General features: G+C 63.8%; 26 protein-coding genes. 16 read left to right on the top strand and 10 right to left on the bottom strand.

Annotated features, from left to right (window positions below; all coding sequences use genetic code 11):
* The first annotated feature begins 6 nt into the window (after nucleotides 1–6).
* Together pyrB and VM99_03350 are read left to right on the top strand one after the other, a co-directional pair.
* Nucleotides 7–1,011, top strand: a complete 1,005-nt coding sequence (pyrB, locus tag VM99_03355; protein AKJ97131.1) for an aspartate carbamoyltransferase catalytic subunit — start codon at nucleotides 7–9, stop codon at nucleotides 1,009–1,011.
* Complete coding sequence (locus tag VM99_03350; protein ID AKJ97130.1) at nucleotides 1,008–2,279, top strand: dihydroorotase; 1,272 nt, start codon at nucleotides 1,008–1,010, stop codon at nucleotides 2,277–2,279. Before pyrB ends, VM99_03350 begins: the two co-directional genes overlap by 4 nt.
* Before the next feature lie 123 nt (nucleotides 2,280–2,402).
* Here the strand turns inward: VM99_03350 and VM99_03345 are convergent, their stop codons facing one another.
* On the bottom strand, nucleotides 2,403–2,831 hold the full coding sequence (locus VM99_03345; GenBank protein AKJ97129.1) for a membrane protein: 429 nt from the start codon (nucleotides 2,829–2,831) through the stop codon (nucleotides 2,403–2,405).
* A gap of 248 nt (nucleotides 2,832–3,079) precedes the next feature.
* Here VM99_03345 and VM99_03340 point away from each other — a divergent pair, with 248 nt between their 5' ends.
* Nucleotides 3,080–3,691 carry a peptidase P60 gene (locus VM99_03340; GenBank protein AKJ97128.1) on the top strand — a complete coding sequence of 204 codons (612 nt, stop codon included), beginning with the start codon at nucleotides 3,080–3,082 and terminating at the stop codon, nucleotides 3,689–3,691.
* 163 nt (nucleotides 3,692–3,854) lie between these two features.
* Here VM99_03340 and VM99_03335 read toward each other — a convergent pair whose 3' ends face one another.
* Nucleotides 3,855–4,889, bottom strand: coding sequence for a twitching motility protein PilT (locus VM99_03335; protein ID AKJ97127.1), 1,035 nt, complete (start codon nucleotides 4,887–4,889; stop codon nucleotides 3,855–3,857).
* Between the two features lie 55 nt (nucleotides 4,890–4,944).
* On the opposite strand from VM99_03335, the gene VM99_03330 reads away from it, so the two are divergent.
* The 9 genes from VM99_03330 (at nucleotide 4,945) to VM99_03290 (ending at nucleotide 11,668) form a co-directional block, all read left to right on the top strand.
* Nucleotides 4,945–5,631: a hypothetical protein gene (locus tag VM99_03330; protein AKJ97126.1), complete on the top strand. Its 687-nt coding sequence runs from the start codon at nucleotides 4,945–4,947 to the stop codon at nucleotides 5,629–5,631.
* Between the two features lie 43 nt (nucleotides 5,632–5,674).
* Nucleotides 5,675–6,493, top strand: coding sequence for a pyrroline-5-carboxylate reductase (locus tag VM99_03325; protein AKJ97125.1), 819 nt, complete (start codon nucleotides 5,675–5,677; stop codon nucleotides 6,491–6,493).
* Nucleotides 6,494–6,502: 9 nt separating this feature from the next.
* Nucleotides 6,503–7,093: a membrane protein gene (locus VM99_03320; GenBank protein AKJ97124.1), complete on the top strand. Its 591-nt coding sequence runs from the start codon at nucleotides 6,503–6,505 to the stop codon at nucleotides 7,091–7,093.
* A gap of 216 nt (nucleotides 7,094–7,309) precedes the next feature.
* Nucleotides 7,310–8,449: a homoserine acetyltransferase gene (gene metX / locus VM99_03315; GenBank protein ID AKJ97123.1), complete on the top strand. Its 1,140-nt coding sequence runs from the start codon at nucleotides 7,310–7,312 to the stop codon at nucleotides 8,447–8,449.
* Nucleotides 8,450–8,456: 7 nt separating this feature from the next.
* The gene (locus tag VM99_03310) at nucleotides 8,457–9,077 is read left to right on the top strand and encodes a methionine biosynthesis protein MetW (GenBank protein ID AKJ97122.1); all 621 of its coding nucleotides are present in this window, start codon (nucleotides 8,457–8,459) and stop codon (nucleotides 9,075–9,077) included.
* Nucleotides 9,078–9,102: 25 nt separating this feature from the next.
* Nucleotides 9,103–9,537: a homoserine acetyltransferase gene (locus tag VM99_03305; GenBank protein AKJ97121.1), complete on the top strand. Its 435-nt coding sequence runs from the start codon at nucleotides 9,103–9,105 to the stop codon at nucleotides 9,535–9,537.
* The gene (locus VM99_03300; protein ID AKJ97120.1) at nucleotides 9,534–10,130 is read left to right on the top strand and encodes a nucleoside-triphosphate diphosphatase; all 597 of its coding nucleotides are present in this window, start codon (nucleotides 9,534–9,536) and stop codon (nucleotides 10,128–10,130) included. The genes VM99_03305 and VM99_03300 overlap by 4 nt, the downstream gene beginning before the upstream one ends.
* On the top strand, nucleotides 10,127–11,326 hold the full coding sequence (locus VM99_03295; GenBank protein ID AKJ97119.1) for an oxidase: 1,200 nt from the start codon (nucleotides 10,127–10,129) through the stop codon (nucleotides 11,324–11,326). The genes VM99_03300 and VM99_03295 overlap by 4 nt, the downstream gene beginning before the upstream one ends.
* Before the next feature lie 18 nt (nucleotides 11,327–11,344).
* Nucleotides 11,345–11,668 carry a membrane protein gene (locus VM99_03290; protein AKJ97118.1) on the top strand — a complete coding sequence of 108 codons (324 nt, stop codon included), beginning with the start codon at nucleotides 11,345–11,347 and terminating at the stop codon, nucleotides 11,666–11,668.
* A gap of 128 nt (nucleotides 11,669–11,796) precedes the next feature.
* Here VM99_03290 and VM99_03285 read toward each other — a convergent pair whose 3' ends face one another.
* The 4 genes from VM99_03285 to VM99_03270 all read right to left on the bottom strand — a co-directional run bounded on the left by VM99_03285 (nucleotide 11,797) and on the right by VM99_03270 (nucleotide 14,052).
* Nucleotides 11,797–12,522: a tRNA (guanine-N7)-methyltransferase gene (locus tag VM99_03285; GenBank protein ID AKJ97117.1), complete on the bottom strand. Its 726-nt coding sequence runs from the start codon at nucleotides 12,520–12,522 to the stop codon at nucleotides 11,797–11,799.
* A 9-nt stretch (nucleotides 12,523–12,531) separates the two neighbouring features.
* Complete coding sequence (locus tag VM99_03280; protein AKJ97116.1) at nucleotides 12,532–13,326, bottom strand: thiazole synthase; 795 nt, start codon at nucleotides 13,324–13,326, stop codon at nucleotides 12,532–12,534.
* Between the two features lie 54 nt (nucleotides 13,327–13,380).
* Entirely contained in the window at nucleotides 13,381–13,581 is a 201-nt protein-coding gene (locus VM99_03275) for a thiamine biosynthesis protein ThiS (protein ID AKJ97115.1), read from the bottom strand.
* Nucleotides 13,582–13,671: 90 nt separating this feature from the next.
* Nucleotides 13,672–14,052 carry a membrane protein gene (locus VM99_03270; protein AKJ97114.1) on the bottom strand — a complete coding sequence of 127 codons (381 nt, stop codon included), beginning with the start codon at nucleotides 14,050–14,052 and terminating at the stop codon, nucleotides 13,672–13,674.
* 73 nt (nucleotides 14,053–14,125) lie between these two features.
* Here VM99_03270 and mtgA point away from each other — a divergent pair, with 73 nt between their 5' ends.
* Nucleotides 14,126–14,848: a peptidoglycan transglycosylase gene (gene mtgA / locus VM99_03265; protein ID AKJ97113.1), complete on the top strand. Its 723-nt coding sequence runs from the start codon at nucleotides 14,126–14,128 to the stop codon at nucleotides 14,846–14,848.
* A gap of 198 nt (nucleotides 14,849–15,046) precedes the next feature.
* On the opposite strand, the gene VM99_03260 is transcribed toward mtgA, so the two are convergent.
* The 4 genes from VM99_03260 to VM99_03245 form a co-directional block, all read right to left on the bottom strand.
* Nucleotides 15,047–15,901 (bottom strand): RNA polymerase sigma 70, encoded by an 855-nt coding sequence (locus VM99_03260; GenBank protein AKJ97112.1) that lies wholly within the window; start codon nucleotides 15,899–15,901, stop codon nucleotides 15,047–15,049.
* A 111-nt stretch (nucleotides 15,902–16,012) separates the two neighbouring features.
* Nucleotides 16,013–17,035: a cell division protein FtsX gene (locus VM99_03255; GenBank protein ID AKJ97111.1), complete on the bottom strand. Its 1,023-nt coding sequence runs from the start codon at nucleotides 17,033–17,035 to the stop codon at nucleotides 16,013–16,015.
* Nucleotides 17,032–17,703: a cell division protein FtsE gene (locus VM99_03250; protein ID AKJ97110.1), complete on the bottom strand. Its 672-nt coding sequence runs from the start codon at nucleotides 17,701–17,703 to the stop codon at nucleotides 17,032–17,034. Before VM99_03250 ends, VM99_03255 begins: the two co-directional genes overlap by 4 nt.
* Nucleotides 17,700–19,151, bottom strand: a complete 1,452-nt coding sequence (locus VM99_03245) for a cell division protein FtsY (protein AKJ97109.1) — start codon at nucleotides 19,149–19,151, stop codon at nucleotides 17,700–17,702. Before VM99_03245 ends, VM99_03250 begins: the two co-directional genes overlap by 4 nt.
* Nucleotides 19,152–19,495: 344 nt before the next feature.
* Here VM99_03245 and VM99_03240 point away from each other — a divergent pair, with 344 nt between their 5' ends.
* The 3 genes from VM99_03240 to rsmD are packed head-to-tail and all read left to right on the top strand — an operon-like array spanning nucleotide 19,496 to nucleotide 22,942.
* Nucleotides 19,496–20,851, top strand: coding sequence for a peptidase M16 (locus VM99_03240; GenBank protein AKJ97108.1), 1,356 nt, complete (start codon nucleotides 19,496–19,498; stop codon nucleotides 20,849–20,851).
* Nucleotides 20,844–22,334 carry a peptidase M16 gene (locus VM99_03235; GenBank protein ID AKJ97107.1) on the top strand — a complete coding sequence of 497 codons (1,491 nt, stop codon included), beginning with the start codon at nucleotides 20,844–20,846 and terminating at the stop codon, nucleotides 22,332–22,334. The genes VM99_03240 and VM99_03235 overlap by 8 nt, the downstream gene beginning before the upstream one ends.
* On the top strand, nucleotides 22,334–22,942 hold the full coding sequence (gene rsmD / locus VM99_03230; GenBank protein AKJ97106.1) for a 16S rRNA methyltransferase: 609 nt from the start codon (nucleotides 22,334–22,336) through the stop codon (nucleotides 22,940–22,942). Before VM99_03235 ends, rsmD begins: the two co-directional genes overlap by 1 nt.
* Nucleotides 22,943–22,969 lie beyond the last annotated feature (27 nt).

The raw sequence follows: 22,969 nt of genomic DNA, 5'->3' as shown, positions 1-22,969 counted from the left end.
ATTGCGATGACGCCTCTCGAAACCAAGCGCCCGCTGCAGCTCAACGATCAGGGCCAGCTGCGGCACTTCCTGTCCCTCGACGGCTTGCGCCGCGAGCTGCTGACAGAAATCCTCGACACCGCCGACTCGTTCCTCGAAGTCGGCGCCCGGGCAGTGAAGAAAGTCCCGTTGCTGCGCGGCAAGACCGTGTGCAACGTGTTCTTCGAAAATTCCACCCGCACCCGCACCACCTTCGAACTGGCCGCCCAGCGGCTGTCGGCGGACGTGATCACCCTCAACGTGTCGACGTCCTCGGCGAGCAAGGGCGAGACCCTGCTCGACACCCTGCGCAACCTCGAAGCCATGGCCGCCGATATGTTCGTCGTGCGCCACGGTGATTCCGGCGCGGCGCATTTCATTGCCGAGCACGTCTGCCCACAGGTGGCGATCATCAACGGCGGCGACGGCCGCCACGCCCACCCGACCCAGGGCATGCTGGACATGCTCACCATCCGCCGGCACAAAGGCAGCTTCGAGAACCTCTCGGTGGCCATCGTCGGCGACATCCTGCATTCGCGGGTGGCCCGCTCGAACATGCTGGCCCTCAAGACCCTCGGTTGCCCGGACATTCGCGTGATCGCGCCGAAGACCCTGCTGCCCATCGGCGTCGAGCAGTACGGCGTGAAGGTCTACACCGACATGACCGAAGGCCTCAAGGATGTCGACGTGGTGATCATGCTGCGCCTGCAGCGTGAACGCATGACCGGCGGCCTGCTGCCCAGCGAAGGCGAGTTCTACCGCCTCTACGGCCTGACCACCGCCCGCCTGGCCGGGGCCAAGCCAGACGCTATCGTCATGCACCCGGGCCCGATCAACCGCGGGGTGGAGATCGAGTCGGCGGTGGCCGACGGGCCGCATTCGGTGATCCTCAACCAGGTGACCTACGGCATCGCCATCCGCATGGCCGTGCTGTCCATGGCCATGAGCGGGCAAACGGCCCAGCGCCAATTCGACCAGGAGAACGCCCAGTGAAGCTCAGCATTCTCGGCGCACGCGTGATCGATCCGGCCAGCGGCCTGGATCAAGTGACCGACATCCACATCGACGCCTGCAAGATCGTCGCCCTGGGCGCTGCGCCCGCCGGTTTCACCGCCGTGCAAACCCTCGACGCCCAAGGCCTGGTGGCGGCCCCGGGCCTGGTGGACCTGAACGTCGCCCTGCGCGAACCCGGCTACAGCCGCAAAGGCAGCATCGTCAGCGAAACCCGCGCCGCCGCCGCGGGTGGCGTGACCAGCCTGTGCTGCCCGCCGCAGACCAAACCGGTGCTGGACACCTCGGCCGTGGCCGAGCTGATCCTCGACCGCGCCCGCGAAGCCGGCAATACCAAGGTCTTCCCGATCGGCGCCCTGAGCAAAGGCCTGGACGGCGAGCAACTGGCCGAACTCATCGCCCTGCGCGACGCCGGCTGCGTGGCGTTCGGCAACGGCCTGAACAGTTTCCGCAACACCCGCACCCTGTGCCGCGCCCTGGAATACGCGGCGACCTTCGGCCTGACGGTGATCTTCAATTCCCAGGATCACGACCTGGCCGAAGGTGGCCTGGCCCACGAAGGCCCGACCGCCAGCTTCCTCGGCCTGCCGGGCATCCCGGAAACCGCCGAGACCGTGGCCCTGGCCCGGGACCTGCTGCTGGTGGAGCAAAGCGGCGTGCGTGCGCACTTCAGCCAGTTGACCAGCGCCCGTGGCGCGGCGTTGATCGCCCAGGCCCAGGCCCGGGGCTTGCCGGTCACCGCCGACGTGGCGCTGTACCAATTGATCCTGACCGACGAAGCGCTGATCGATTTCAACAGCGTCTATCACGTCCAGCCGCCGCTGCGCACCCGCGCCGACCGCGATGGCTTGCGCGAGGCGGTGAAGAGCGGCGTGATCTCGGCCATCTCCAGCCACCACCAGCCCCATGAGCGTGATGCCAAGCTGGCACCGTTCGGCGCCACCGAGCCCGGCATCAGCAGCGTCGAACTGCTGCTGCCGTTGGCGATGACCCTGGTGGAAGACGGCTTACTCGACCTGCCGACCTTGCTCGCGCGCCTGAGCGCTGGCCCGGCCCAGGCCCTGCAATTGCCGGCCGGGAAACTGGCCGTGGGCGCCGCGGCCGACCTGGTGCTGTTCGACCCTGCTGCTTCCACCGTGGCCGGCGAAGCCTGGCGCTCCAAGGGTGACAACTGCCCGTTCCTGGGCCACAGCCTGCCGGGGGTGGTGCGTTACACCCTGATGGATGGGCGGGTCACTCACCAGGCCTGAGACCGCGTCGCGCCTATCGCGAGCAAGCTCGCTCCCACAGTTGGATCTTTGGTGAACACATGATTTGTGAACACCTCGATCCAGTGTGGGAGCGAGCTTGCTCGCGATGCAGGCGCCCCGGTCTTACTGAAACGCCCCCCGCTTCTGCGCATTGCGTATCGAAACCTGGTCATTGAGTGTCCAGAAGTCATACAGCACCCCCAGGAAAAACACCCCGCCCGTCAGCAGATAGACAATCCCGCTGAGCCATTTGCCCTGGTACATGCGGTGTACGCCAAACACCCCGAGAAACGTCAGCAGGATCCACGCCACGGAGTATTCGATGGGGCCGGGGGTAAAGCGCAGGTCTGCCTCGCGGTCCATGGCCGGGATCAGGAACAGGTCGATCAGCCAGCCGATGCCCAACAGGCCAAACGTGAAGAACCAGAGCGTGCCGGTGACCGGCTTGCCGTAATAGAAACGGTGGGCACCGGTGAAACCGAAAATCCACAGCAGGTAGCCGATGACTTTGCTGTGGGTGTCGTGCACGGCGCCCGGTTGATAGCTGTTCATGAAGAGTCTCTTCGCCTCGATAGATAAATTTTTTCTGACTTTTTGTGACTTTTTCGTGTCTCGCCGACAAGCGGTCTTCGCCGCACCGATTCGACGAAAGCCCCGTACTAGCGGGGCTGTGTCGGACAATCGGGCCAATTTGTCGCATTTAGACGGGTTTTGCCTGGGGTTCCAAATCGACAAACGGCCTCGGAATCGCAAAAAAAGCTGTTATAAAGTTGCGCGCTAACCTTTATGAGCCCTGCCTAATGCGTCCATTTTTCAAGACATGGCTAACCATTTGCCTATTATTGCCACTGGCCGCCCACGCCACCAATCGTGAGCAACGTCTGCCCAACATCAACGGCTACACCCCCAAATCCCATGTTTCTGCTCCTTCGAGCAAGAACAAGCCCGGTGCACAACGCCCAGGCACCGCCAGCAGCAAGCTGGTACCGCCCATGGCGAGCAAGACCAGCAGCAACGTGCTGAGCCGCGCCGTCAATGTACTCGGTACACCTTATCGTTGGGGCGGCAGCAGCCCAAGTAAAGGCTTCGATTGCAGCGGACTGGTGAAATACGCCTTCAACGACGCCACCTTCGACCTGCCGCGCACCTCCAACGCGATGGCTGCCGGGCATGGCGAGAAAGTCGAGCGCAAGGACCTCAAGCCGGGCGACCTGATCTTCTTCAAGCTCAAGAGCCGCCGGGTCAACCACGTGGCGATCTACCTGGGCAACGACCGCTTCATCCATGCCCCGCGCCGTGGCAAGTCGGTGACCATCGACACCCTGAACAAGCCGTACTGGGACACCCACTATGTGGTAGCCAAGCGCGTGCTGCCAAAAGAGCCGGGCGGGATGCGGGTCGTCCAACGCTGATCAAAGCCCCCCCCTGTGGCGAGGGGATTTATCCCCGCTGGGCTGCGGAGCAGCCCCCAAATGTGGCGAGTCAGAAATAAAAATGTAAGCCTCTGCATTTTGGGGGCGCTTCGCGCCCCAGCGGGGATAAATCCCCTCGCCACAAGGGCTCGCGCCGGCCTTTCTAGAAATTATCCGGCGTACGCGCCTGCTCCCGCGCATGTTCCCGGCTGATCAGGCCCTTGTTCACCAGGTCCTTCAGGCACATGTCCAGCGTCTGCATCCCCAGCGACCCGCCGGTCTGGATCGACGAGTACATCTGGGCGATCTTGTCTTCGCGGATCAGGTTGCGAATGGCCGACGTGCCCAGCATGATCTCGTGCGCGGCAATGCGGCCGCCACCGATCTTCTTGATCAGGGTCTGGGAGATCACCGCTTGCAGTGACTCCGACAGCATCGAGCGCACCATGGACTTCTCGTCCCCCGGGAATACGTCCACCACCCGATCGATGGTCTTGGCCGCCGAGGTGGTGTGCAGCGTACCGAACACCAGGTGCCCGGTTTCGGCGGCGGTCAGCGCCAGGCGGATGGTTTCCAGGTCGCGCATTTCCCCCACCAGGATCACGTCCGGGTCTTCCCGCAGGGCCGAGCGCAAGGCCGTGGAGAAGTCCTGGGTATCGCGGTGCACCTCACGCTGGTTGATCAGGCACTTGCGCGGCTCGTGGACGAACTCGATCGGGTCTTCGATGGTAAGAATGTGATGGTGCTTGTGGCTGTTGAGGTAGTCGATCATCGCCGCCAGGGTGGTGGACTTGCCCGAGCCGGTCGGCCCGGTCACCAGGACCAGGCCCCGGGGTGACTCGGTCACTTTGCGAAACACTTCGCCCATCCCCAGGTCTTCCATGGTCAGGACCTTCGACGGGATGGTCCGGAACACCGCCCCCGCGCCGCGATTCTGGTTGAAGGCGTTGACCCGAAACCGTGCAACGCCCGGCACCTCGAAGGAAAAGTCGGTTTCCAGAAACTTTTCGTAATCCACTCGTTGCCGGTCGTTCATGATGTCGTAGATCAACTCATGGACCTGCTTGTGATCCAGTGCCGGCAGGTTGATCCGCCGCACATCGCCATCGACCCGGATCATCGGCGGCAAGCCGGCGGACAGGTGCAGGTCCGACGCCCCCTGTTTGGCGCTGAACGCCAGCAGTTCAGTGATATCCATAGCGCTCCTCAATTCCAGTAGAATGCCGCGAACCTCAGACCGCTGGCGCTTCTTTATGTCCACGATAGCAGACAACATCGCTCAGGTTAGATCGCGTATCCGCGCTGCGGAACAGGCCGCCCAGCGTGCCGAACAGAGTGTCCAACTGCTGGCCGTGAGCAAGACCAAGCCCGCCCAGGCCCTGCGCGAAGCCTATGCCGCGGGCCTTCGGGACTTCGGCGAGAACTACCTGCAAGAAGCCCTGGGCAAGCAGGCCGAACTCACCGACCTGCCCTTGATCTGGCACTTCATCGGCCCCATTCAGTCGAACAAGACGCGCGCTATTGCCGAACATTTCGATTGGGTGCATTCCGTGGACCGTTTGAAAATTGCCCAGCGCCTGTCCGAGCAGCGCCCTGCCGGGTTACCACCGCTGAACATCTGCATCCAGGTCAACGTCAGCGGTGAAGCCAGCAAGTCCGGCTGCACCCCGGCGGACCTGCCCGCCCTGGCCGCCGCCATCGACGCCTTGCCGCGGCTCAAGCTGCGCGGGCTGATGGCCATTCCCGAGCCAACCGAGGAGCGTACCGCCCAGGATGCCGCCTTCGGTGCGGTCCAACGCCTGCAAGCGAGTCTGCAACTGCCGCTGGACACCCTTTCCATGGGCATGAGCCATGACCTCGAGTCGGCCATCGCCCAAGGCGCCACCTGGGTACGAATCGGAACAGCCCTGTTCGGCGCCCGCGACTATAGCGCCGGCTGAGCCCAAGCCATGCCGACCCCCACTCTCTAATCAAGGACCAGTCATGAGCAACATGCGTATTGCCTTCATCGGCGCCGGCAACATGGCCGCCAGCCTGATCGGCGGCCTGCGGGCCAAGGGTCTGGATGCCTCGCAGATCCGCGCCAGCGATCCGGGCGAGCAAACCCGCAGCCGGGTGAGCAGCGAGCACGGCATCGAGACCTTTGCCGACAATGCCCAGGCCGCCGACGGCGCGGACGTCATCGTGCTGGCGGTCAAGCCCCAGGCCATGAAAGCCGTGTGCGAAGCCCTGCGCCCGAGCCTCAAACCCCATCAACTGGTGGTGTCGATTGCCGCCGGCATCACCTGCGCCAGCATGAACAAATGGCTGGGCGAGCAGCCCATCGTGCGCTGCATGCCCAACACCCCGGCGCTGCTGCGCCAAGGTGTCAGCGGCCTGTTCGCCACCCCGCAGGTGAGCGCCGCGCAACGCCAGCAGGCGCAGGAGCTGTTGTCGGCTGTGGGCCTGGCGCTGTGGCTGGACACCGAGCAACAGCTGGACGCCGTCACCGCCGTCTCGGGCTCGGGCCCGGCGTACTTCTTCCTGCTGGTCGAAGCCATGACCGCCGCCGGCGAGAAACTCGGCCTGCCCCGGGAGATCGCCGCGAAGCTGACGGCGCAGACCGCCCTCGGCGCGGCTCACATGGTGGTGTCCAGCGACGTCGATGCGGCCGAGCTGCGCCGCCGCGTGACATCGCCGGCCGGCACCACCGAAGCCGCCATCAAATCATTCCAGGCCGGGGGCTTCGAAGCCCTGGTGGAAACCGCACTCGGCGCCGCCGCGCACCGCTCGGCCGAAATGGCCGAACAACTGGGTCAATAAGGAGCCATCATGATTGGATTGAACACCGCAGCGGTCTACGTGCTGCAAACCCTTGGCAGCCTGTACCTGCTGATCGTGCTGCTGCGCTTCGTGCTGCAACTGGTGCGCGCCAACTTCTATAACCCGCTGTGCCAGTTCGTCGTCAAGGCCACCCAGCCGCTGCTCAAGCCCTTGCGCCGGATCATCCCGAGCCTGTTCGGCCTGGACATGTCGTCGCTGGTGCTGGCCATCCTCGTGCAGATGGCACTGATGGCCTTGACCCTGCTGCTGACCTACGGCACCACCGGCAATCCGCTGCAACTGCTGATCTGGTCGATCATTGGCGTGACCGCGCTGTTCCTGAAGATCTTCTTCTTCGCCATGATCATCAGCGTCATCCTGTCGTGGGTCGCGCCTGGCAGCCACAACCCGGGCGCCGAGCTGGTGAACCAGATCTGCGAACCGGCCCTGGCCCCGTTCCGCCGCATCGTGCCGAACCTCGGCGGCCTGGATATCTCGCCGATCCTGGCGTTCATGGTGCTCAAGCTGATCGACATGCTGGTGATCAACAACCTCGCGGCCATGACCATGATGCCCGAGATCCTGCGCCTGCTGATCTGACGAGGCGCACATCCTGTGGCGAGGGAGCTTGCTCCCGCTGGGCTGCGCAGCAGCCCCAAAAACCAGGGCCGCTACGCGCCCCAGCGGGAGCAAGCTCCCTCGCCACGGCAGGCTCTCAGTCATAAGTACCGCGTCAAGCAATAAGGCCCGCCCTTTGCTTGCCGCTAACCCCAGCGGTCTTTAGACTTACGCCTCATTTCAACGAGAGCAGGGTCGATGCCAGCTGCCTTTCCCGCCGATTCCGTTGGTCTGGTGACGCCGCAAGTGGCGCATTTCAGCGAGCCCCTGGCCCTGGCCTGCGGACGCTCGTTGCCGGCCTATGACCTGATTTACGAAACCTACGGCACCCTCAATGCCACGGCCAGCAATGCCGTGCTGATCTGCCACGCCTTGTCGGGCCACCACCACGCCGCCGGCTATCACAGCGTCGACGACCGCAAGCCGGGCTGGTGGGACAGTTGCATCGGCCCGGGCAAGCCCATCGACACCAACCGGTTCTTCGTGGTCAGCCTGAACAACCTCGGTGGCTGCAACGGCTCCACCGGCCCCAGCAGCCTCAACCCGGACACCGGCAAGCCGTTCGGCGCCGATTTCCCGGTGCTCACGGTGGAAGACTGGGTGCACAGCCAGGCACGCCTGGCCGACCGCCTCGGCATCGACCAGTGGGCGGCGGTGATCGGCGGCAGCCTGGGCGGCATGCAGGCGCTGCAATGGACCATCACCTACCCGGACCGCGTGCGCCATTGCCTGGCAATCGCCTCGGCCCCCAAGCTGTCGGCGCAGAACATCGCCTTCAACGAAGTGGCGCGCCAGGCCATCCTCACCGACCCGGAGTTCCATGGCGGCTCGTTCCAGGAACACGGCGTGATCCCCAAGCGCGGGCTGATGCTGGCGCGCATGGTCGGGCACATCACCTACCTGTCCGACGACTCCATGGGCGAGAAATTCGGCCGCGGCCTCAAGAGCGAAAAGCTCAACTACGACTTCCACAGCGTCGAGTTCCAGGTGGAAAGCTACCTGCGTTATCAGGGCGAGGAGTTCTCCGGGCGCTTCGACGCCAACACCTACCTGCTGATGACCAAGGCCCTGGACTACTTCGATCCGGCGGCGAGCTGCGACGATGACCTGGCGAAAACCTTCGCCGGCGCCACCGCCAAGTTCTGCGTGATGTCGTTCACCACCGACTGGCGTTTCTCCCCGGCACGCTCCCGGGAGTTGGTGGATGCGCTGATGGCCGCGCGCAAGGATGTCTGCTACCTGGAAATCGACGCGCCCCAGGGCCACGACGCCTTTCTGATCCCGATCCCGCGCTACCTGCAGGCGTTCGGTAACTACATGAACCGTATAACGCTGTGAGGACGCCATGAGAGCCGATCTGGAAATCATCCAGGAATGGATCCCCGCCGGCAGCCGCGTGCTCGACCTGGGCTGCGGCGACGGCGAACTGCTGACCTGGCTGCGGGACCACAAGCAGGTCAGCGGCTACGGCCTGGAAAACGACCCGGACAACATCGCCGAATGCGTCGCCAAGGGCATCAACGTCATCGAGCAGGACCTGGACAAGGGCCTGGGCAACTTTGCCAGCAACAGCTTCGACATCGTGGTCATGACCCAGGCCCTGCAAGCGGTGCATTACCCGGACAAGATCCTCGACGAAATGCTGCGGGTCGGGCGCCAGTGCATCATCACCTTTCCCAATTTCGGGCACTGGCGTTGCCGCTGGTACCTGGCGAGCAAGGGCCGCATGCCGGTGTCGGAGTTCCTGCCCTACACGTGGTACAACACGCCGAACATCCACTTCTGCACCTTCGCCGATTTCGAAGCACTGTGCCGCGAACGGGAAGCCAAGGTCATCGATCGCCTGGCCGTGGACCAGCAGCACCGACACGGGTGGGCCAGCAAGCTATGGCCTAATCTGTTAGGTGAGATCGGCATTTATCGGGTCAGCAGCCCAGGCCTGCCCGATTACCAGGTCGCGGTGTGAACCCCGGCCCTGACAGGAGCACGACATGAAACGTCTCGCATTGTTTCTCATCACCGCCTGCCTCTGTGCAGGCGCCATGGCCGCCGACGTCATCAAGGCCGAGCGCAAGGAAGTGTTCGGCGACGTCACCGTGCACTACAACACCTTCAACTCCACGTTCCTCACGCCGGACATCGCCAAGGCCACCGAGCTGGTGCGCAGCAAGAACCAGGGCGTGATCAACGTATCGGTGATCAAGGACGGCAAGCCCTTGATGGCCCAGGTCAGCGGCACGATCAAGGACCTGACCAGCAAGGCCGTCCCGCTGACGTTCCGCCAGGTCATCGAGCAAGGCGCGATCTACTACATCGCCCAGTACCCGGTGGAGCAGCAGGAAAACCGCACCTTCGAAATCAAGGTGCAGACCGGCGACAAGATCAACACCCTCAACTTCAACCAGGAACTGTTCCCCGGCGAATGATGAACCTCTCCCAACTCGTACTCGCCAGCCACAACGCCGGCAAACTCAAGGAACTCCAGGCCATGCTCGGCGGGTCGGTGCAATTGCGCTCGATCGGTGAGTTCAGCCAGGTGGAGCCTGAAGAAACCGGCCTGTCGTTCGTCGAGAACGCCATCCTCAAGGCCCGCAATGCCGCGCGCCTCTCGGGGCTGCCGGCGCTGGCCGACGACTCCGGGCTGGCAGTGGACTTCCTGGGCGGTGCGCCGGGCATCTATTCGGCCCGTTACGCCGACGGCAAGGGCGACGCGGCGAACAATGCCAAGCTGCTTGAGGCCCTCAAGGATGTGCCGCAAGCCGAGCGCGGCGCGCAGTTCGTTTGCGTCCTGGCGCTGGTGCAGCACGCCGACGACCCGCTGCCGATCCTCTGCGAAGGCCTGTGGCACGGGCGCATCCTCACCGAGGCCAGCGGCGAGCACGGTTTTGGCTATGACCCGCTGTTCTGGGTGCCGGAACGCAATTGCTCCAGCGCCGAACTCGGCCCGGTGGAGAAGAACCAACTGAGCCACCGCGCGCGCGCCATGGTCCTGCTGCGCCAGCGCCTGGGCCTGCAATGAACGATGACACCCCCGCGCCGCTGATCCATGGCGGCGCACAAACGCCTCGGGCGCCACTGCCGGTGCTGCCGCCCCTGGCGTTGTACATCCACATCCCGTGGTGCGTACGCAAATGCCCTTATTGTGATTTCAACTCTCACACCGCCAGCCCACAGCTGCCCGAAGAGGACTACGTCGATGCCCTGCTGGCCGACCTCGACCAGGACCTGCATGGCGTGCATGGCCGGGCACTGAGCTCGATCTTCTTCGGTGGCGGCACTCCCAGCCTGTTCAGCGCCCAGGCCCTGGGCCGGCTGCTCAAGGGCGTCGAGGCGCGCATACCGTTCGCCCCTGACATCGAAATCACCCTGGAAGCCAACCCCGGCACGTTCGAGCAAGAGAAGTTCGTCGCTTACCGGGCGCTGGGCATCAATCGCCTGTCCATCGGTATCCAGAGCTTCCAGCAAGCCAAGCTCGAGGCCCTGGGGCGGATCCACAACGGTGACGAAGCCGTGCGCGCCGCCGGCATGGCCCGCCAGGCCGGGTTCGACAACTTCAACCTGGACCTGATGCACGGCCTGCCGGACCAGTCCCTGGACGATGCCCTGGGCGACCTGCGCCAGGCCATCGCCTTGAAGCCGACGCATCTGTCCTGGTACCAGTTGACGCTGGAGCCCAATACCGTCTTCTGGAACCAGCCGCCGACGCTGCCGGAAGACGACACGTTGTGGGACATCCAGGAAGCCGGCCAGGCCCTGCTCGCCGAACACGGCTACGCCCAGTACGAAGTCTCGGCCTACGCCCAACCCGGCCGGGCGGCGCGGCATAACCTCAACTACTGGAGCTTTGGCGACTTCATTGGCATCGGTGCCGGTGCCCACGGCAAGCTCAGCCATCCGGACGGACGCATCGTGCGCACTTGGAAGACGCGCCTGCCCAAGGACTACCTCAACCCGGCCAAGCGCTTCCTGGCCGGCGAGAAGACCCTGGCCAACGAAGAGCTGCCGTTCGAGTTCCTGATGAACGCCCTGCGCCTGACCCAGGGCGTGGACGCCCACTTGTACCCGGAGCGCACTGGCCTGCCCCTGCAAAGCCTGGCCGACGGCCGCCGCGAGGCCGAACAAAGCGGGTTGTTGCAGGTCGAACCGTCACGTCTGGCGGCCACCGAGCGCGGACAACTGTTTCTCAATGACTTGCTGCAGAAATTTCTGAGCTGATCAACACAAGGAAATCGAATGGATCTGGTACTCGACCTGCTGGCCACCGTGTCCCGCTGGAGCCGCAGCAACCTGTCGGAAATCTCCCTGGCGCTGGTCGGCTGCCTGCTGGTGCTGTTCGGTGCGGACATCAAGGCCTGGGTCGAGCAACGCCTAGGCAGCATCGCCGGCGCGTTGCGCGTCCCGTTGATCGCCCTGCTGTGCATGATCGGCAGCGGCGCCGCCCTGATCTACGCCACGCCATGGGTGGTGCGAGGGCTGAGCCAGTTCAACAACTACAGCCTGGCGCCGGTGCTGTTGGTGGTACTGGTGTTGATCGGCGTGGTGGCGGATCGGCGCTGACCTTCGCACCGCCCCAAAACGACTGTGGGAGCGGGCTTGCTCGCGAATGCGGTGTATCAGTCGACATTAATGTGTCTGATACACCGCATTCGCGAGCAAGCCCGCTCCCACATTGAACTGCGTGTGGCTTAGGACTGCTTCTCGAACTTCAAATCCCAGACCCCATGCCCCAGCCGCTCGCCGCGGCGCTCGAACTTGGTGATCGGTCGTTCAGCCGGACGCGGGACGTATTGGCCGTCTTCGGCAAGGTTGCGGTAGCCCGGCGCGACGTTCATCACTTCCAGCATGTATTCGGCGTAGGGTTCCCAGTCAGTGGCCATGTGCAGCACGCCACCGACTTTCAACTTGCTGCGCACCAACTCAGCGAACGAAGCCTGGACGATGCGGCGCTTGTGGTGACGGCTCTTGTGCCAAGGGTCCGGGAAGAACAGCATCAGCCGGTCGAGGCTGTTGTCGGCCACGCAGCGGTTGAGCACCTCGATGGCATCGCAATCGTAGACCCGCAGGTTGGTCAGCCCCTGGGTCAGCACGCCGTTGAGCAGCGCACCGACACCGGGCCGGTGCACTTCCACACCGATGAAATCCTGTTCCGGCGCCGCGGCGGCCATCTCCAGCAGCGAGTGGCCCATGCCGAAACCGATTTCCAGCGAGCGCGGGGCCGAGCGGCCGAACACCTGGTCGAAGTCCACCGGCGCGTCGGCCAGCGGCAGGACGAACAGAGGGGCGCCCTGCTCCAGGCCACGCTGCTGGCCTTCGGTCATGCGCCCGGCACGCATCACGAAACTCTTGATGCGGCGGTGTTGGCGCTCTTCGCCTTCGTCCGGCTGGACAGGCGTGTCGTTCGATTCAGTCATCAATGGCTCTTACTTGATCAGACCATCCAGCGGCGAGGAGGCGCTGGCGTAAAGTTTTTTCGGCATGCGGCCGGCGAGGTACGCCAGGCGCCCGGCCACGATGGCGTGCTTCATGGCTTCGGCCATCAGGATCGGCTGCTGGGCGTGGGCGATGGCGGAGTTCATCAGCACCGCTTCGCAACCCAGTTCCATGGCGATGGTGGCGTCGGAAGCGGTGCCGACGCCGGCATCTACCAGCACCGGGATCTTCGCTTCCTCGAGGATGATCTGCAGGTTGTACGGGTTGCAGATCCCCAGGCCCGTGCCGATCAGCCCGGCCAGCGGCATCACCGCGATGCAGCCGATTTCCGCCAACTGACGGGCGATGATCGGGTCATCGCTGGTGTACACCATCACGTCGAAGCCTTCCTTGACCAGCGTTTCAGCGGCCTTGAGGGTTTCGATCACGTTGGGGAACAGGGTTTTCTGGTCGGCCAGCACTTCCAGTTTCACCAGGTTATGGCCATCGAGCAGCTCACGGGCCAGGCGGCAGGTGCGCACGGCTTCGGTGGCGTCAAAGCAACCGGCCGTGTTCGGCAGGATGGTGTAGCGATCCGGCGGCAGGATATCCAGCAGGTTCGGTTCGCCCGGGTTCTGGCCGATGTTGGTCCGGCGCACGGCGACGGTGACGATTTCGGCGCCCGAGGCCTCGATAGCCAGGCGGGTCTCTTCCATGTCGCGGTACTTGCCGGTGCCTACCAGCAAGCGCGACTGGTAGGTACGACCGGCCAGGACGAAGGGCTTGTCGCTACGAACGATGCTCATGGGAAATCCTCTGTTGGGGTGAGGTTCTTGCGAAAGACTGCGAAACCGGCGCGACTAGCCGCCACCAATGGCGTGCACGACTTCAACCTGGTCACCCTCGTTGAGGGTGGTGTCGGCGTGCTGGCTGCGCGGGACGATATCCAGGTTGAGCTCCACCGCCACACGGCGCCCGGTGAGTTCCAGGCGGGTCAGCAGGGCCGCGACGGTTTCACCGTCGGGCAGGTCAAGGGGTTCGCCGTTCAACTGAATGCGCATGCCGGATGCCGCCATCATTTTTAGGGGCAGGCATTCTAGCCCGATCAGTCTGGGGGACCCAAGTCCCTTGGTCAGCTACATCGGCAAGCGTTACGCCGCAAGCTGCAGGCGCCAGGCCGCGATCCCCAGGCAAAGCCAGCCGATCAAGAACGCCACGCCGCCGAACGGGGTGATGATGCCGAGCTTGCCGATGCCCGTGAGGGTCAGCAGGTAAAGGCTGCCGGAGAACAGCAGGATGCCGATCACGAATGAAATCCCGGCCCAGGTGACGATTCGACCAGGGATGTGCGTGGCCAGCAGCGCAACCCCCAGCAAGGCCAGGGTGTGCACCAGTTGGTAGGTGACGCCGGTATGGAAAATCGCCAGGTAATCGGCGCTCAGGCGGTTTTTCAGGCCGTGGGCGGCAAAGGCTCCGAGTGCCACGCCGGTGAAACCGAAAAAAGCAGCCAGCATCAGAAAGCTACGCAGCATGAGAACTCCAATCAGACGCGGTGGACAGGGTCTGTATAATGGCCCGCTCGACCGGTTCGGCCAAGCCATCCCTATGCTGCGTTCATTATTTCGACGATTCCTCAAAGCCCTGCTCTGGTTCGCCGTTGGCAGCGTTGTCCTGGTGCTGCTGTTTCGCGTCGTGCCGCCGCCGTTCACGGCGCTGATGATCGAGCGCAAAGTCGAGTCCTGGTTCAACGGCGAGCCCATCGACCTGCAACGCACCTGGCAACCCTGGGATCAGATCTCCGACAACCTCAAGCTCGCCGTGATGGCCGGCGAAGATCAGAAATTCCCCGAGCACTGGGGGTTTGACATCGGCGCAATCCAGGCCGCGTTCGCCCACAACGAACGGGGCGGTTCGATTCGCGGCGCCAGCACCCTCAGCCAGCAAGTGTCCAAGAACCTGTTCCTGTGGTCCGGTCGCAGCTGGCTGCGTAAAGGCCTGGAAGCCTGGTTCACCGCACTGATCGAAGTGTTCTGGTCCAAGGAGCGGATCCTTGAGGTGTACCTCAACAGCGTCGAGTGGGACGACGGTGTGTTCGGGGCCGAAGCCGCGGCGCGCCATCATTTCCGTGTTGGCGCCAACGCCCTGTCCCGACAGCAGGCCAGCCTGCTGGCAGCGGTCTTGCCCAATCCACGTAAATGGAGCGCCGGCCGGCCAAGCCCTTATGTGCTACGGCGGGCTAGCTGGATTCGCCAGCAGATGAGCCAGTTGGGGGGCGATAGCTACCTGCTGGAGCTCGATCGTGCGCGGCGAGCGCCCTGGGCTCAGTAGCCCAGACACTGAGGACCCCTTGTGGGAGCGAGCTTGCTCGCGATAGCAGTTCAACAGCCAGCACTGACGTTGAATGCAATGGCCTCATCGCGAGCAAGCTCGCTCCCACAGGATCAGCAGTGAGCTCAAATTATCGAGCCCGAACGAAAACGCCCCGATCATCGCTGATCGGGGCGCTTTTTATTACCGCTGCGAAGATCAGGCCGCAATCGATACCTTGAGCTTGTTCATCGCGCTTTTCTCGAGCTGACGAATCCGCTCGGCCGACACGTTGTACTTCTGCGCCAGGTCGTGCAGCGTGGCTTTTTCCTCGGCCAGCCAACGCTGGTAGAGGATGTCGCGACTGCGCTCGTCCAGCACTTCCAGGGCTTCGTGCAGGTTGGTGTTGGAGTTGTCGCTCCAATCGGCGTCTTCCAACTGGCGCGCCGGGTCGTACCGGTGGTCTTCCAGGTAGTTGGCCGGCGATTGGAAAGCGCTGTCATCGTCCGCTTCGGCGGCCGGGTCGAAGGCCATGTCATGGCCGGTCAGGCGGCTTTCCATCTCACGGACTTCCCGAGGCTCGACGCCCAGGCTTTCCGCCACGCGGTGGACTTCTTCGTTGTTCAGCCAGGCCAGACGTTTCTTCTGGCTGCGCAGATTGAAGAACAGCTTGCGCTGGGCCTTGGTGGTCGCGACTTTCACGATGCGCCAGTTGCGCAGGATGAACTCGTGGATTTCCGCCTTGATCCAGTGCACCGCAAACGACACCAGGCGCACGCCCATTTCCGGGTTGAAACGCTTGACCGCCTTCATCAGGCCGACGTTGCCTTCCTGGATCAGGTCGGCCTGGGCCAGCCCGTAGCCGGAATAGCTGCGGGCGATATGTACGACAAAACGCAGGTGGGCGAGCACCATCTGCCGAGCCGCCTCAAGATCCTGCTCATAATAGAGACTCTCGGCCAGTTCACGCTCCTGCTCGGGTGTCAGCAATGGAATGCTGTTCACCGTGTGCACATACGCCTCCAGGTTCGCACCCGGGACCAAGGCATAAGCAGGTTGCAAAGAAGTGGTCATACGAAAAAACCTCCGACTCACATAACTCGTGCAGTTCAGCACTGCGAAAATTGACCGGGAACCGTAGGACAAGTTCCCACAAAAACCGAAAGGTCAATACGCGCAAATTCACTATTTTGGTGCAAGCTCACGCAAGTGGCGTGCTACCGCAATCCATGCACCGATATAACCCAACAGTACGGCGCCAAGCAAGAGCGACAGACCGTCGGCGACTGGCACGCCGGCCAGTGCGAAGTCACTGCCGTACAAACCGGCCAGCCCCACCACCGCATCGTTCAGCCAATCCAGGCCGAACGCCAATACACCCCAGGACAGGATCCCGGCACCAAAGCCATAGAGCGCGCCCATATAGAGGAAGGGCCTGCGCACATAACTGTCCGTGCCGCCGACGAGTTTAATCACTTCTATCTCGGTGCGGCGGTTTTCAATATGAAGACGAATGGTATTGCCTATCACCAAAAGTAATGCAGAAACCAGCAGCACCGTCAGGCCGAAGACGAAACGATCGCCCAGCTTGAGGATCGCCGCCAGACGCTCGACCCAGACTAGATCAAGCTGCGCCTGTTGTACCTTCGGCAATTCGGAAAGTGTTTGTCTCAATGCTTCAAGGGTCGGCTTGTCGACCTCCTTCGGCGTCACCAGCACCACGCCCGGCAATGGGTTCTGCGGCAATTCCTTGAGGGCTTCGCCCAGGCCGGACTGCTGCTGGAACTCCTCCAGTGCCTGTTCGCGGCTGATGTACTCGGCGTCGGCCACCCCCGGCATGGCCTGGATCTGCTCACGCAGCGCCTGGCCTTCGCCCGGCGTCGCTTCCAGTTGCAGGTACAGGGAGATCTGCGCCGCACGCTGCCAGGAGCCGCCGAGGCGCTCCACATTGTTCAGCAGTAATGACAGCCCCATCGGCAAGCTCAAGGCGACGGCCATCACCATGCAGGTAAAGAAGCTGCCGATGGGCTGCTTGCCCAGGCGGCGCAGGCTGTCCAGCAGGCTGGCCCGGTGGCTTTCGATCCAGGCACGCAGCAGCGTCGGGAAATCCGGGCCGTCGTCATCGTCGCGTTTCTTTTTTTGCGGCTGCGGGTCGGAGGCCTTTGGCGCCACGCGCTCGGCCACTTTCGGGCTACGGGTTGCGCTCATACACCGGCCTCCCCGTCACCGATCAGACGGCCACGTTGCAAGGTGAGCATGCGGTGACGCATGCGTGCGATCAGGGCCAGGTCGTGACTGGCGATCAGCACGCTGGTGCCCAGGCGATTGATGTCTTCGAACACGCCCATGATTTCCGCCGCCAGGCGCGGGTCGAGGTTACCGGTGGGCTCGTCCGCCAGCAGCAAGGCCGGGCGATGGACGATGGCGCGGGCGATGCCGACGCGCTGTTGCTGGCCGGTGGACAGGTCGCCCGGATACAGGTCGGTCTTGTCCGACAGGGCCACGCGTTCGAGGGCCGAGTCCACGCGCTTGTTGATCTCGGCCTTGGACAGCCCGAGGATCTGCAACGGCAGCGCCACGTTGTTGAACACGGTGCGATCGAACAGCAACTGGTGATTCTGGAACACCACGCCGATCTGCCGCCGCAGGTAGGGAATCTGGGCATTGCTGATGGTGCTCAGGTCCTGGCCGGCCAGCAACAGCTTGCCAGTGGTGGGCCGCTCCATCGCCAGCAGCAGGCGCAGCAGGGTGCTCTTACCGGCACCGGAATGGCCGGTAACAAACAGAAACTCGCCGCGACGCACCCGAAAGCTCAGCTCATGCAAGCCGACATGCCCGTTCGGATAGCGTTTACCGACCTGTTCGAAACGAATCATGAATGCTCCCGCTCGGCAAACAGCGCCTGGACAAAGGGCTCGGCTTCAAAAGTGCGCAGATCATCGATGCCTTCACCCACGCCAATGTAGCGAATGGGCAGGCCGAACTGCTTGGCCAGGGCAAAGATCACCCCACCCTTGGCGGTGCCATCGAGCTTGGTCAGGGCCAGCCCGGTCAGTTCGACGGTCTGGTTGAATTGCTTGGCCTGGCTGATGGCGTTCTGGCCGGTACCGGCGTCGAGCACCAGCAGCACTTCGTGAGGCGCCTCGGCGTCGAGTTTGCCGATGACCCGGCGAACCTTCTTGAGCTCCTCCATCAGGTTGTCCTTGGTGTGCAGGCGACCGGCCGTGTCGGCGATCAGCACATCGATGCCACGGGCCTTGGCGGCCTGCACGGCGTCGAAGATCACCGAAGCGGAGTCTGCGCCGGTGTGCTGGGCGATCACCGCGATCTTGTTGCGCTCGCCCCACACTTGCAGTTGCTCCACCGCGGCGGCGCGGAAGGTGTCGCCCGCGGCCAGCATGACTTTCTTGCCCTCCAGTTGCAGCTTCTTCGCCAGCTTGCCGATGGTGGTGGTCTTGCCGGCGCCGTTGACGCCCACCACCAGGATCACATACGGCTTGTTCTGGGAAGCAATCACCAGCGGTTGCTCCACCGGCTTGAGCAGGTTGGTCAGCTCGCCCTGCAAGGATTTGTACAGCGCGTCGGCATCGGTCAACTGCTTGCGCGCGACTTTCTGGGTCAGGCTCTTGATGATCACCGAGGTCGCCTCCACGCCGACGTCGGCGGTCAGCAGGCGGGTCTCGATGTCTTCCAGCAGTTCGTCATCGATGACCTTCTTGCCCAGGAACAGGCTGGCCATGCCTTCGCCGATGCTGGCGCTGGTTTTCGACAGGCCTTGCTTGAGGCGGGCAAAGAAGCCGACCTTGGCCTCTTCGTTTGTACGTGCCGGCTGCGCCGGGGCCTCGGGCTCGACGGGCGCAGGCGCAACGGCGGGCACGGCTGGCGTGGCGACAGGTGTGGGTATGAGCGTGGCGGCCACCGCCGGCAGGTCGGCAACCGGCTGCACCACGGGTGCGACAACAGGCTGGGCAACAGCCGGGATCGGCGGGGTGACCTGCGAGGCCTGCGCGTCATCCACCAGCGCCACCGGCTCTTCCGCCACGGGCAGGGTCAGCCAGGGCGTTTGCCCGGCAGGCGCGGCCAGTGGCTGTTCGACCACAGGCTCGGGCGTGGGCTCGGGTTCGGATTCGGCCGGTTGCAGCACCGGCTCGGCAATCGGCAGGACGATGGGCGCGGCTTCCTCGGCCACCGGCTCGGCGGGTTCAAGCGGTGCTTGCGGCTGTTCGACGACGGTTTCCTGCGGCTTCTTGCGCAGCCATCCGAACAGGCCTTTCTTCTCGCCAGCCGCAGCTGGGGTCTTCTTGTCGTCGTTGGAACCAAACATGGAGGACGGCTATCTCACGGTAGCGAAGCGCCACAAGGGCGCCTCGGTGATAAATATTCGATGCTGAACAGACTGCGTTTCACCCAGCTTGTTCACGGGCAACAGATTGTCGAAATGTCCCGGGGACACCTCATGGCTGATTTTTTCAAAGGACTGGTACGGCATCATCGGCGAAAACGCCGGGATCGACGCGCTAACCCGGCGTTTCTGCGCAGAACCCAAACAGCCTCGGGCCGATAAAAGGCCCGATAGGCGTGGCCGCCAGTAAAACGGACCGTTATCCTAGCACCCTCTCGCCCGCCGACGCTAAGACCTAGCGGGCAGCCCAACAGGTTTAAACACGAATGAATGCTCTTGCCCGCCGCGTTGCAGGCCTGCTGTTCAGCACAGTTTGTCTGCCCCTTTCAGCCCTGGCTGCCGATCCACAACCCACCCACGAATTTACCCTCGATAACGGCCTGAAGGTCGTGGTGCGAGAAGACCATCGTGCGCCGGTGGTGGTCTCCCAGGTCTGGTACAAGGTCGGCTCCAGCTACGAGACACCGGGCCAGACCGGTTTGTCCCACGCCTTGGAACACATGATGTTCAAGGGCAGCGAAAAAGTCGGTCCTGGCGAGGCCTCGCTGATCCTGCGGGACCTGGGCGCCGAAGAGAACGCCTTCACCAGCGATGACTTCACCGCCTATTACCAGGTGCTGGCCCGTGACCGCCTGGGCGTGGCCTTCGAACTGGAAGCCGACCGCATGGCCAGCCTGCGCCTGCCGCCGGAAGAGTTCAGCCGCGAGATCGAGGTCATCAAGGAAGAGCGCCGCATGCGCACTGACGACAAGCCCATGTCCAAGGCCTATGAACGCTTCAAGGCCATGGCCTACCCGGCCAGCGGCTACCACACGCCGACCATCGGCTGGATGGCCGACCTCGACCGCATGACCGTCGAGGAACTGCGCCACTGGTACGAATCCTGGTACACCCCGAACAATGCGACCCTCGTGGTGGTCGGCGACGTAACGCCAGACGAGGTCAAGGCCCTGGCCCAACGCTACTTCGGCCCGATTGCCCGGCGCGCCGTGCCATCGGCTAAGATCCCCCTGGAACTGGCCGAACCCGGCGAGCGCCAGATCACCCTGCACGTGCAGACCCAACTGCCCAGCGTGATGCTGGCCTTCAACGTCCCCAGCATCGCCACCGCGACGGACAAGCGCTCGATCAACGCCTTGCGGTTGATCTCGGCGCTGCTGGACGGCGGCTACAGCGGGCGGATCCCGACCCAACTGGAGCGCGGTGAGGAACTGGTCTCCGGTGGCTCGTCGAATTACGACGCCTACACCCGCGGTGACTCGCTGTTCACCCTGTCGGCGACCCCCAATACCCAGAAAGGCAAGACCATCGCCCAGGCCGAAGCCGGGCTGTGGCGCCTGCTCGAACAACTGAAGACCACCGCCCCGACGACGGACGAACTGGAGCGCGTACGCGCCCAGGTCATTGCCGGCCTGGTGTACGAGCGCGATTCGATCACCAGCCAGGCCACCGCCATCGGCCAGCTGGAAACCGTCGGCCTGTCCTGGAAGCTGATGGACACCGAACTCGCCGAACTGCAAAGCGTGACCCCGCAAGATATCCAGAAGGCAGCCCAGCTGTATTTCACCCGCGCACGCCTGAGCGTTGCGCATGTCCTGCCCGAGGAGAAAGCCCATGAGTGAGCGCACATCATCGCGTCGGCTGTTGATCGGCCTGGTGTTCGTCGCCCTGGCCGGCGCACTGGCGTTCTATCTGTTGCCCGCCACGGGCGTCACCGCAAGCCAGGCCCTGGATAACGCCAAGTCCGGCAACAAGCTGCAATCGTTGGCCGAGCTGGACGGCAAGGCGCCCAGTCATCGCCAGCTCGACGTACAAACCTGGAAAACCGCCGAAGGCGCCAAGGTGCTGTTCGTCGAAGCCCGGGAATTGCCCATGTTCGACCTGCGCCTGACCTTCGCCGCCGGCAGCAGCCAGGACGGCGACGCCCCCGGCCTCGCGATGCTGACCAATGCCATGCTCAATGAAGGCGTGGCCGGCAAGGACGTCGGCGCCATTGCCGAAGGCTTCGAAAGCCTCGGCGCGGACTTCGGCAACGGGGCCTACCGAGACATGGCCGTGGCATCCCTGCGCAGCCTCAGCGCCGTGGACAAGCGTGAACCGGCGCTGCAACTGTTCGCCGATGTGGTCGGCAAGCCGACCTTCCCCGCCGACTCCTTCAGCCGTATCAAGAACCAGATGCTCGCCGGGTTCGAGTACCAGAAGCAGAACCCCGGCAAACTGGCGGGCCTGGAGCTGATGAAGCGCCTGTACGGCGATCATCCCTACGGCCACTCCAGCGATGGCACCGCACAGAGCATTCCACCGATCACCCTGGCCCAGTTGCGGGCTTTCCATGCCAAGGCCTACGCCGCCGGCAACGCGGTGATCGCGTTGGTGGGCGACCTGTCCCGTACTGAAGCCGAGGCGATGGCCAACCAGGTGTCCGCTGCGTTGCCCAAGGGGCCGGCCCTGGCCAAGACGCCTGCGCCGGTCGAACCGAAGGCCAGCGTCAGCCACATCGAATTCCCGTCCAAGCAGACCAACCTGATGCTCGCGCAGTTGGGTATCGACCGTGACGACCCGGACTTCGCCGCCGTGTCCCTGGGCAACCAGATCCTCGGTGGCGGCGGTTTCGGCACGCGCCTGATGACAGAAGTTCGGGAAAAACGCGGCCTGACCTATGGCGTGTATTCAGGCTTCACCCCGATGCAGGCCCGCGGTCCATTCATGATCAACCTGCAGACCCGCGCCGAAATGAGCGAAGGCACCTTGAAACTGGTGCAGGACGTATTCGCCGATTACCTGAAGAACGGCCCGACCCAGAAAGAACTCGACGACGCCAAGCGTGAAATGGCCGGCAGCTTCCCGCTGTCCACGGCCAGCAACGCCGACATCGTCGGCCAGCTCGGGGCCATGGGTTTCTATGACCTGCCGCTGAGCTACCTGGAAGACTTCATGCGCCAGTCCCAGGCGTTGACCGTCGAGCAGGTCCGCACCGCGCTGGAAAAACACCTGAGCACGGACAAGATGGTCATCGTCACCGCCGGCCCGACCGTGCCGCAAAAGCCGCTACCGGCCCCCACTGACAAACCTGCCGAGCAACCGCTCGGGGTTCCGGAGCACTAATGGCCCGCCCATCGAATTCCAAGAAACCCGCCCACAACGGCGTGAACCAGCTACGCATCATCGGCGGCGAATGGCGCAGCCGGCGCTTGAGTTTCCCCGACGCGCCCGGCCTGCGCCCAACGCCGGACCGTGTGCGGGAAACCCTGTTCAACTGGCTGGCACCGTACGTCGCCGGAGCACGGGTACTCGACCCGTTCGCCGGCAGCGGCGCGTTGTTCCTCGAAGCGCTGTCCCGTGGCGCCGCCATGGGCCAGGCCCTGGACGCCAGCAGCCTGGCGGTCTCCCAATTGAAAGAGCACCTGGGCACCCTGCGTTGCACCGTCGGCCAGGTGCAGACCGCCGATGCGCTGCGCTACCTGGACAGCCAGCCGGCGACGGCCTTCGACCTGGTCTTCCTCGACCCACCGTTCAACCAGAACCTGCTGCCGACAGTGTGCGCCCTGCTCGAGGAACGTCAGTGGCTGGCCGAGGATGCCTGGGTCTACACTGAAAGCGAGACCGCTCCGTCGACCCTGGGCTTGCCGGGCAATTGGCGTTTGCATCGCGAGCAGAAATCCGGGCGGGTGTACTACGCGTTATGGCAACGAATGGCGCAAGCCGTTGAATGAACGGCTGGCCGGTGCATCGAGAACAAT

Source organism: Pseudomonas chlororaphis (assembly GCA_001023535.1).
Classification (GTDB): Bacteria; Pseudomonadota; Gammaproteobacteria; order Pseudomonadales; family Pseudomonadaceae; genus Aquipseudomonas; species Aquipseudomonas chlororaphis_E.
Note: the sequence above shows the minus strand (reverse complement) of the source record. Positions and strands in the feature narration are given on the sequence as shown.

Coding starts and splice junctions, on each gene's coding strand:
- VM99_03280 (AKJ97116.1), bottom strand. CDS start 13,326: ATGAGCATCGTTCGTAGCGACAAGCCCTTCGTCCTGGCCGGTCGTACC.
- VM99_03340 (AKJ97128.1), top strand. CDS start 3,080: ATGCGTCCATTTTTCAAGACATGGCTAACCATTTGCCTATTATTGCCA.
- VM99_03330 (AKJ97126.1), top strand. CDS start 4,945: ATGTCCACGATAGCAGACAACATCGCTCAGGTTAGATCGCGTATCCGC.
- VM99_03300 (AKJ97120.1), top strand. CDS start 9,534: ATGATGAACCTCTCCCAACTCGTACTCGCCAGCCACAACGCCGGCAAA.
- rsmD (AKJ97106.1), top strand. CDS start 22,334: ATGGCCCGCCCATCGAATTCCAAGAAACCCGCCCACAACGGCGTGAAC.
- VM99_03270 (AKJ97114.1), bottom strand. CDS start 14,052: ATGCTGCGTAGCTTTCTGATGCTGGCTGCTTTTTTCGGTTTCACCGGC.
- VM99_03255 (AKJ97111.1), bottom strand. CDS start 17,035: ATGAGCGCAACCCGTAGCCCGAAAGTGGCCGAGCGCGTGGCGCCAAAG.
- VM99_03245 (AKJ97109.1), bottom strand. CDS start 19,151: ATGTTTGGTTCCAACGACGACAAGAAGACCCCAGCTGCGGCTGGCGAG.
- VM99_03320 (AKJ97124.1), top strand. CDS start 6,503: ATGATTGGATTGAACACCGCAGCGGTCTACGTGCTGCAAACCCTTGGC.
- VM99_03235 (AKJ97107.1), top strand. CDS start 20,844: ATGAGTGAGCGCACATCATCGCGTCGGCTGTTGATCGGCCTGGTGTTC.
- VM99_03335 (AKJ97127.1), bottom strand. CDS start 4,889: ATGGATATCACTGAACTGCTGGCGTTCAGCGCCAAACAGGGGGCGTCG.
- VM99_03295 (AKJ97119.1), top strand. CDS start 10,127: ATGAACGATGACACCCCCGCGCCGCTGATCCATGGCGGCGCACAAACG.
- VM99_03290 (AKJ97118.1), top strand. CDS start 11,345: ATGGATCTGGTACTCGACCTGCTGGCCACCGTGTCCCGCTGGAGCCGC.
- pyrB (AKJ97131.1), top strand. CDS start 7: ATGACGCCTCTCGAAACCAAGCGCCCGCTGCAGCTCAACGATCAGGGC.
- metX (AKJ97123.1), top strand. CDS start 7,310: ATGCCAGCTGCCTTTCCCGCCGATTCCGTTGGTCTGGTGACGCCGCAA.
- VM99_03345 (AKJ97129.1), bottom strand. CDS start 2,831: ATGAACAGCTATCAACCGGGCGCCGTGCACGACACCCACAGCAAAGTC.
- VM99_03240 (AKJ97108.1), top strand. CDS start 19,496: ATGAATGCTCTTGCCCGCCGCGTTGCAGGCCTGCTGTTCAGCACAGTT.
- VM99_03275 (AKJ97115.1), bottom strand. CDS start 13,581: ATGCGCATTCAGTTGAACGGCGAACCCCTTGACCTGCCCGACGGTGAA.
- VM99_03250 (AKJ97110.1), bottom strand. CDS start 17,703: ATGATTCGTTTCGAACAGGTCGGTAAACGCTATCCGAACGGGCATGTC.
- VM99_03285 (AKJ97117.1), bottom strand. CDS start 12,522: ATGACTGAATCGAACGACACGCCTGTCCAGCCGGACGAAGGCGAAGAG.
- VM99_03325 (AKJ97125.1), top strand. CDS start 5,675: ATGAGCAACATGCGTATTGCCTTCATCGGCGCCGGCAACATGGCCGCC.
- mtgA (AKJ97113.1), top strand. CDS start 14,126: ATGCTGCGTTCATTATTTCGACGATTCCTCAAAGCCCTGCTCTGGTTC.
- VM99_03260 (AKJ97112.1), bottom strand. CDS start 15,901: ATGACCACTTCTTTGCAACCTGCTTATGCCTTGGTCCCGGGTGCGAAC.
- VM99_03305 (AKJ97121.1), top strand. CDS start 9,103: ATGAAACGTCTCGCATTGTTTCTCATCACCGCCTGCCTCTGTGCAGGC.
- VM99_03310 (AKJ97122.1), top strand. CDS start 8,457: ATGAGAGCCGATCTGGAAATCATCCAGGAATGGATCCCCGCCGGCAGC.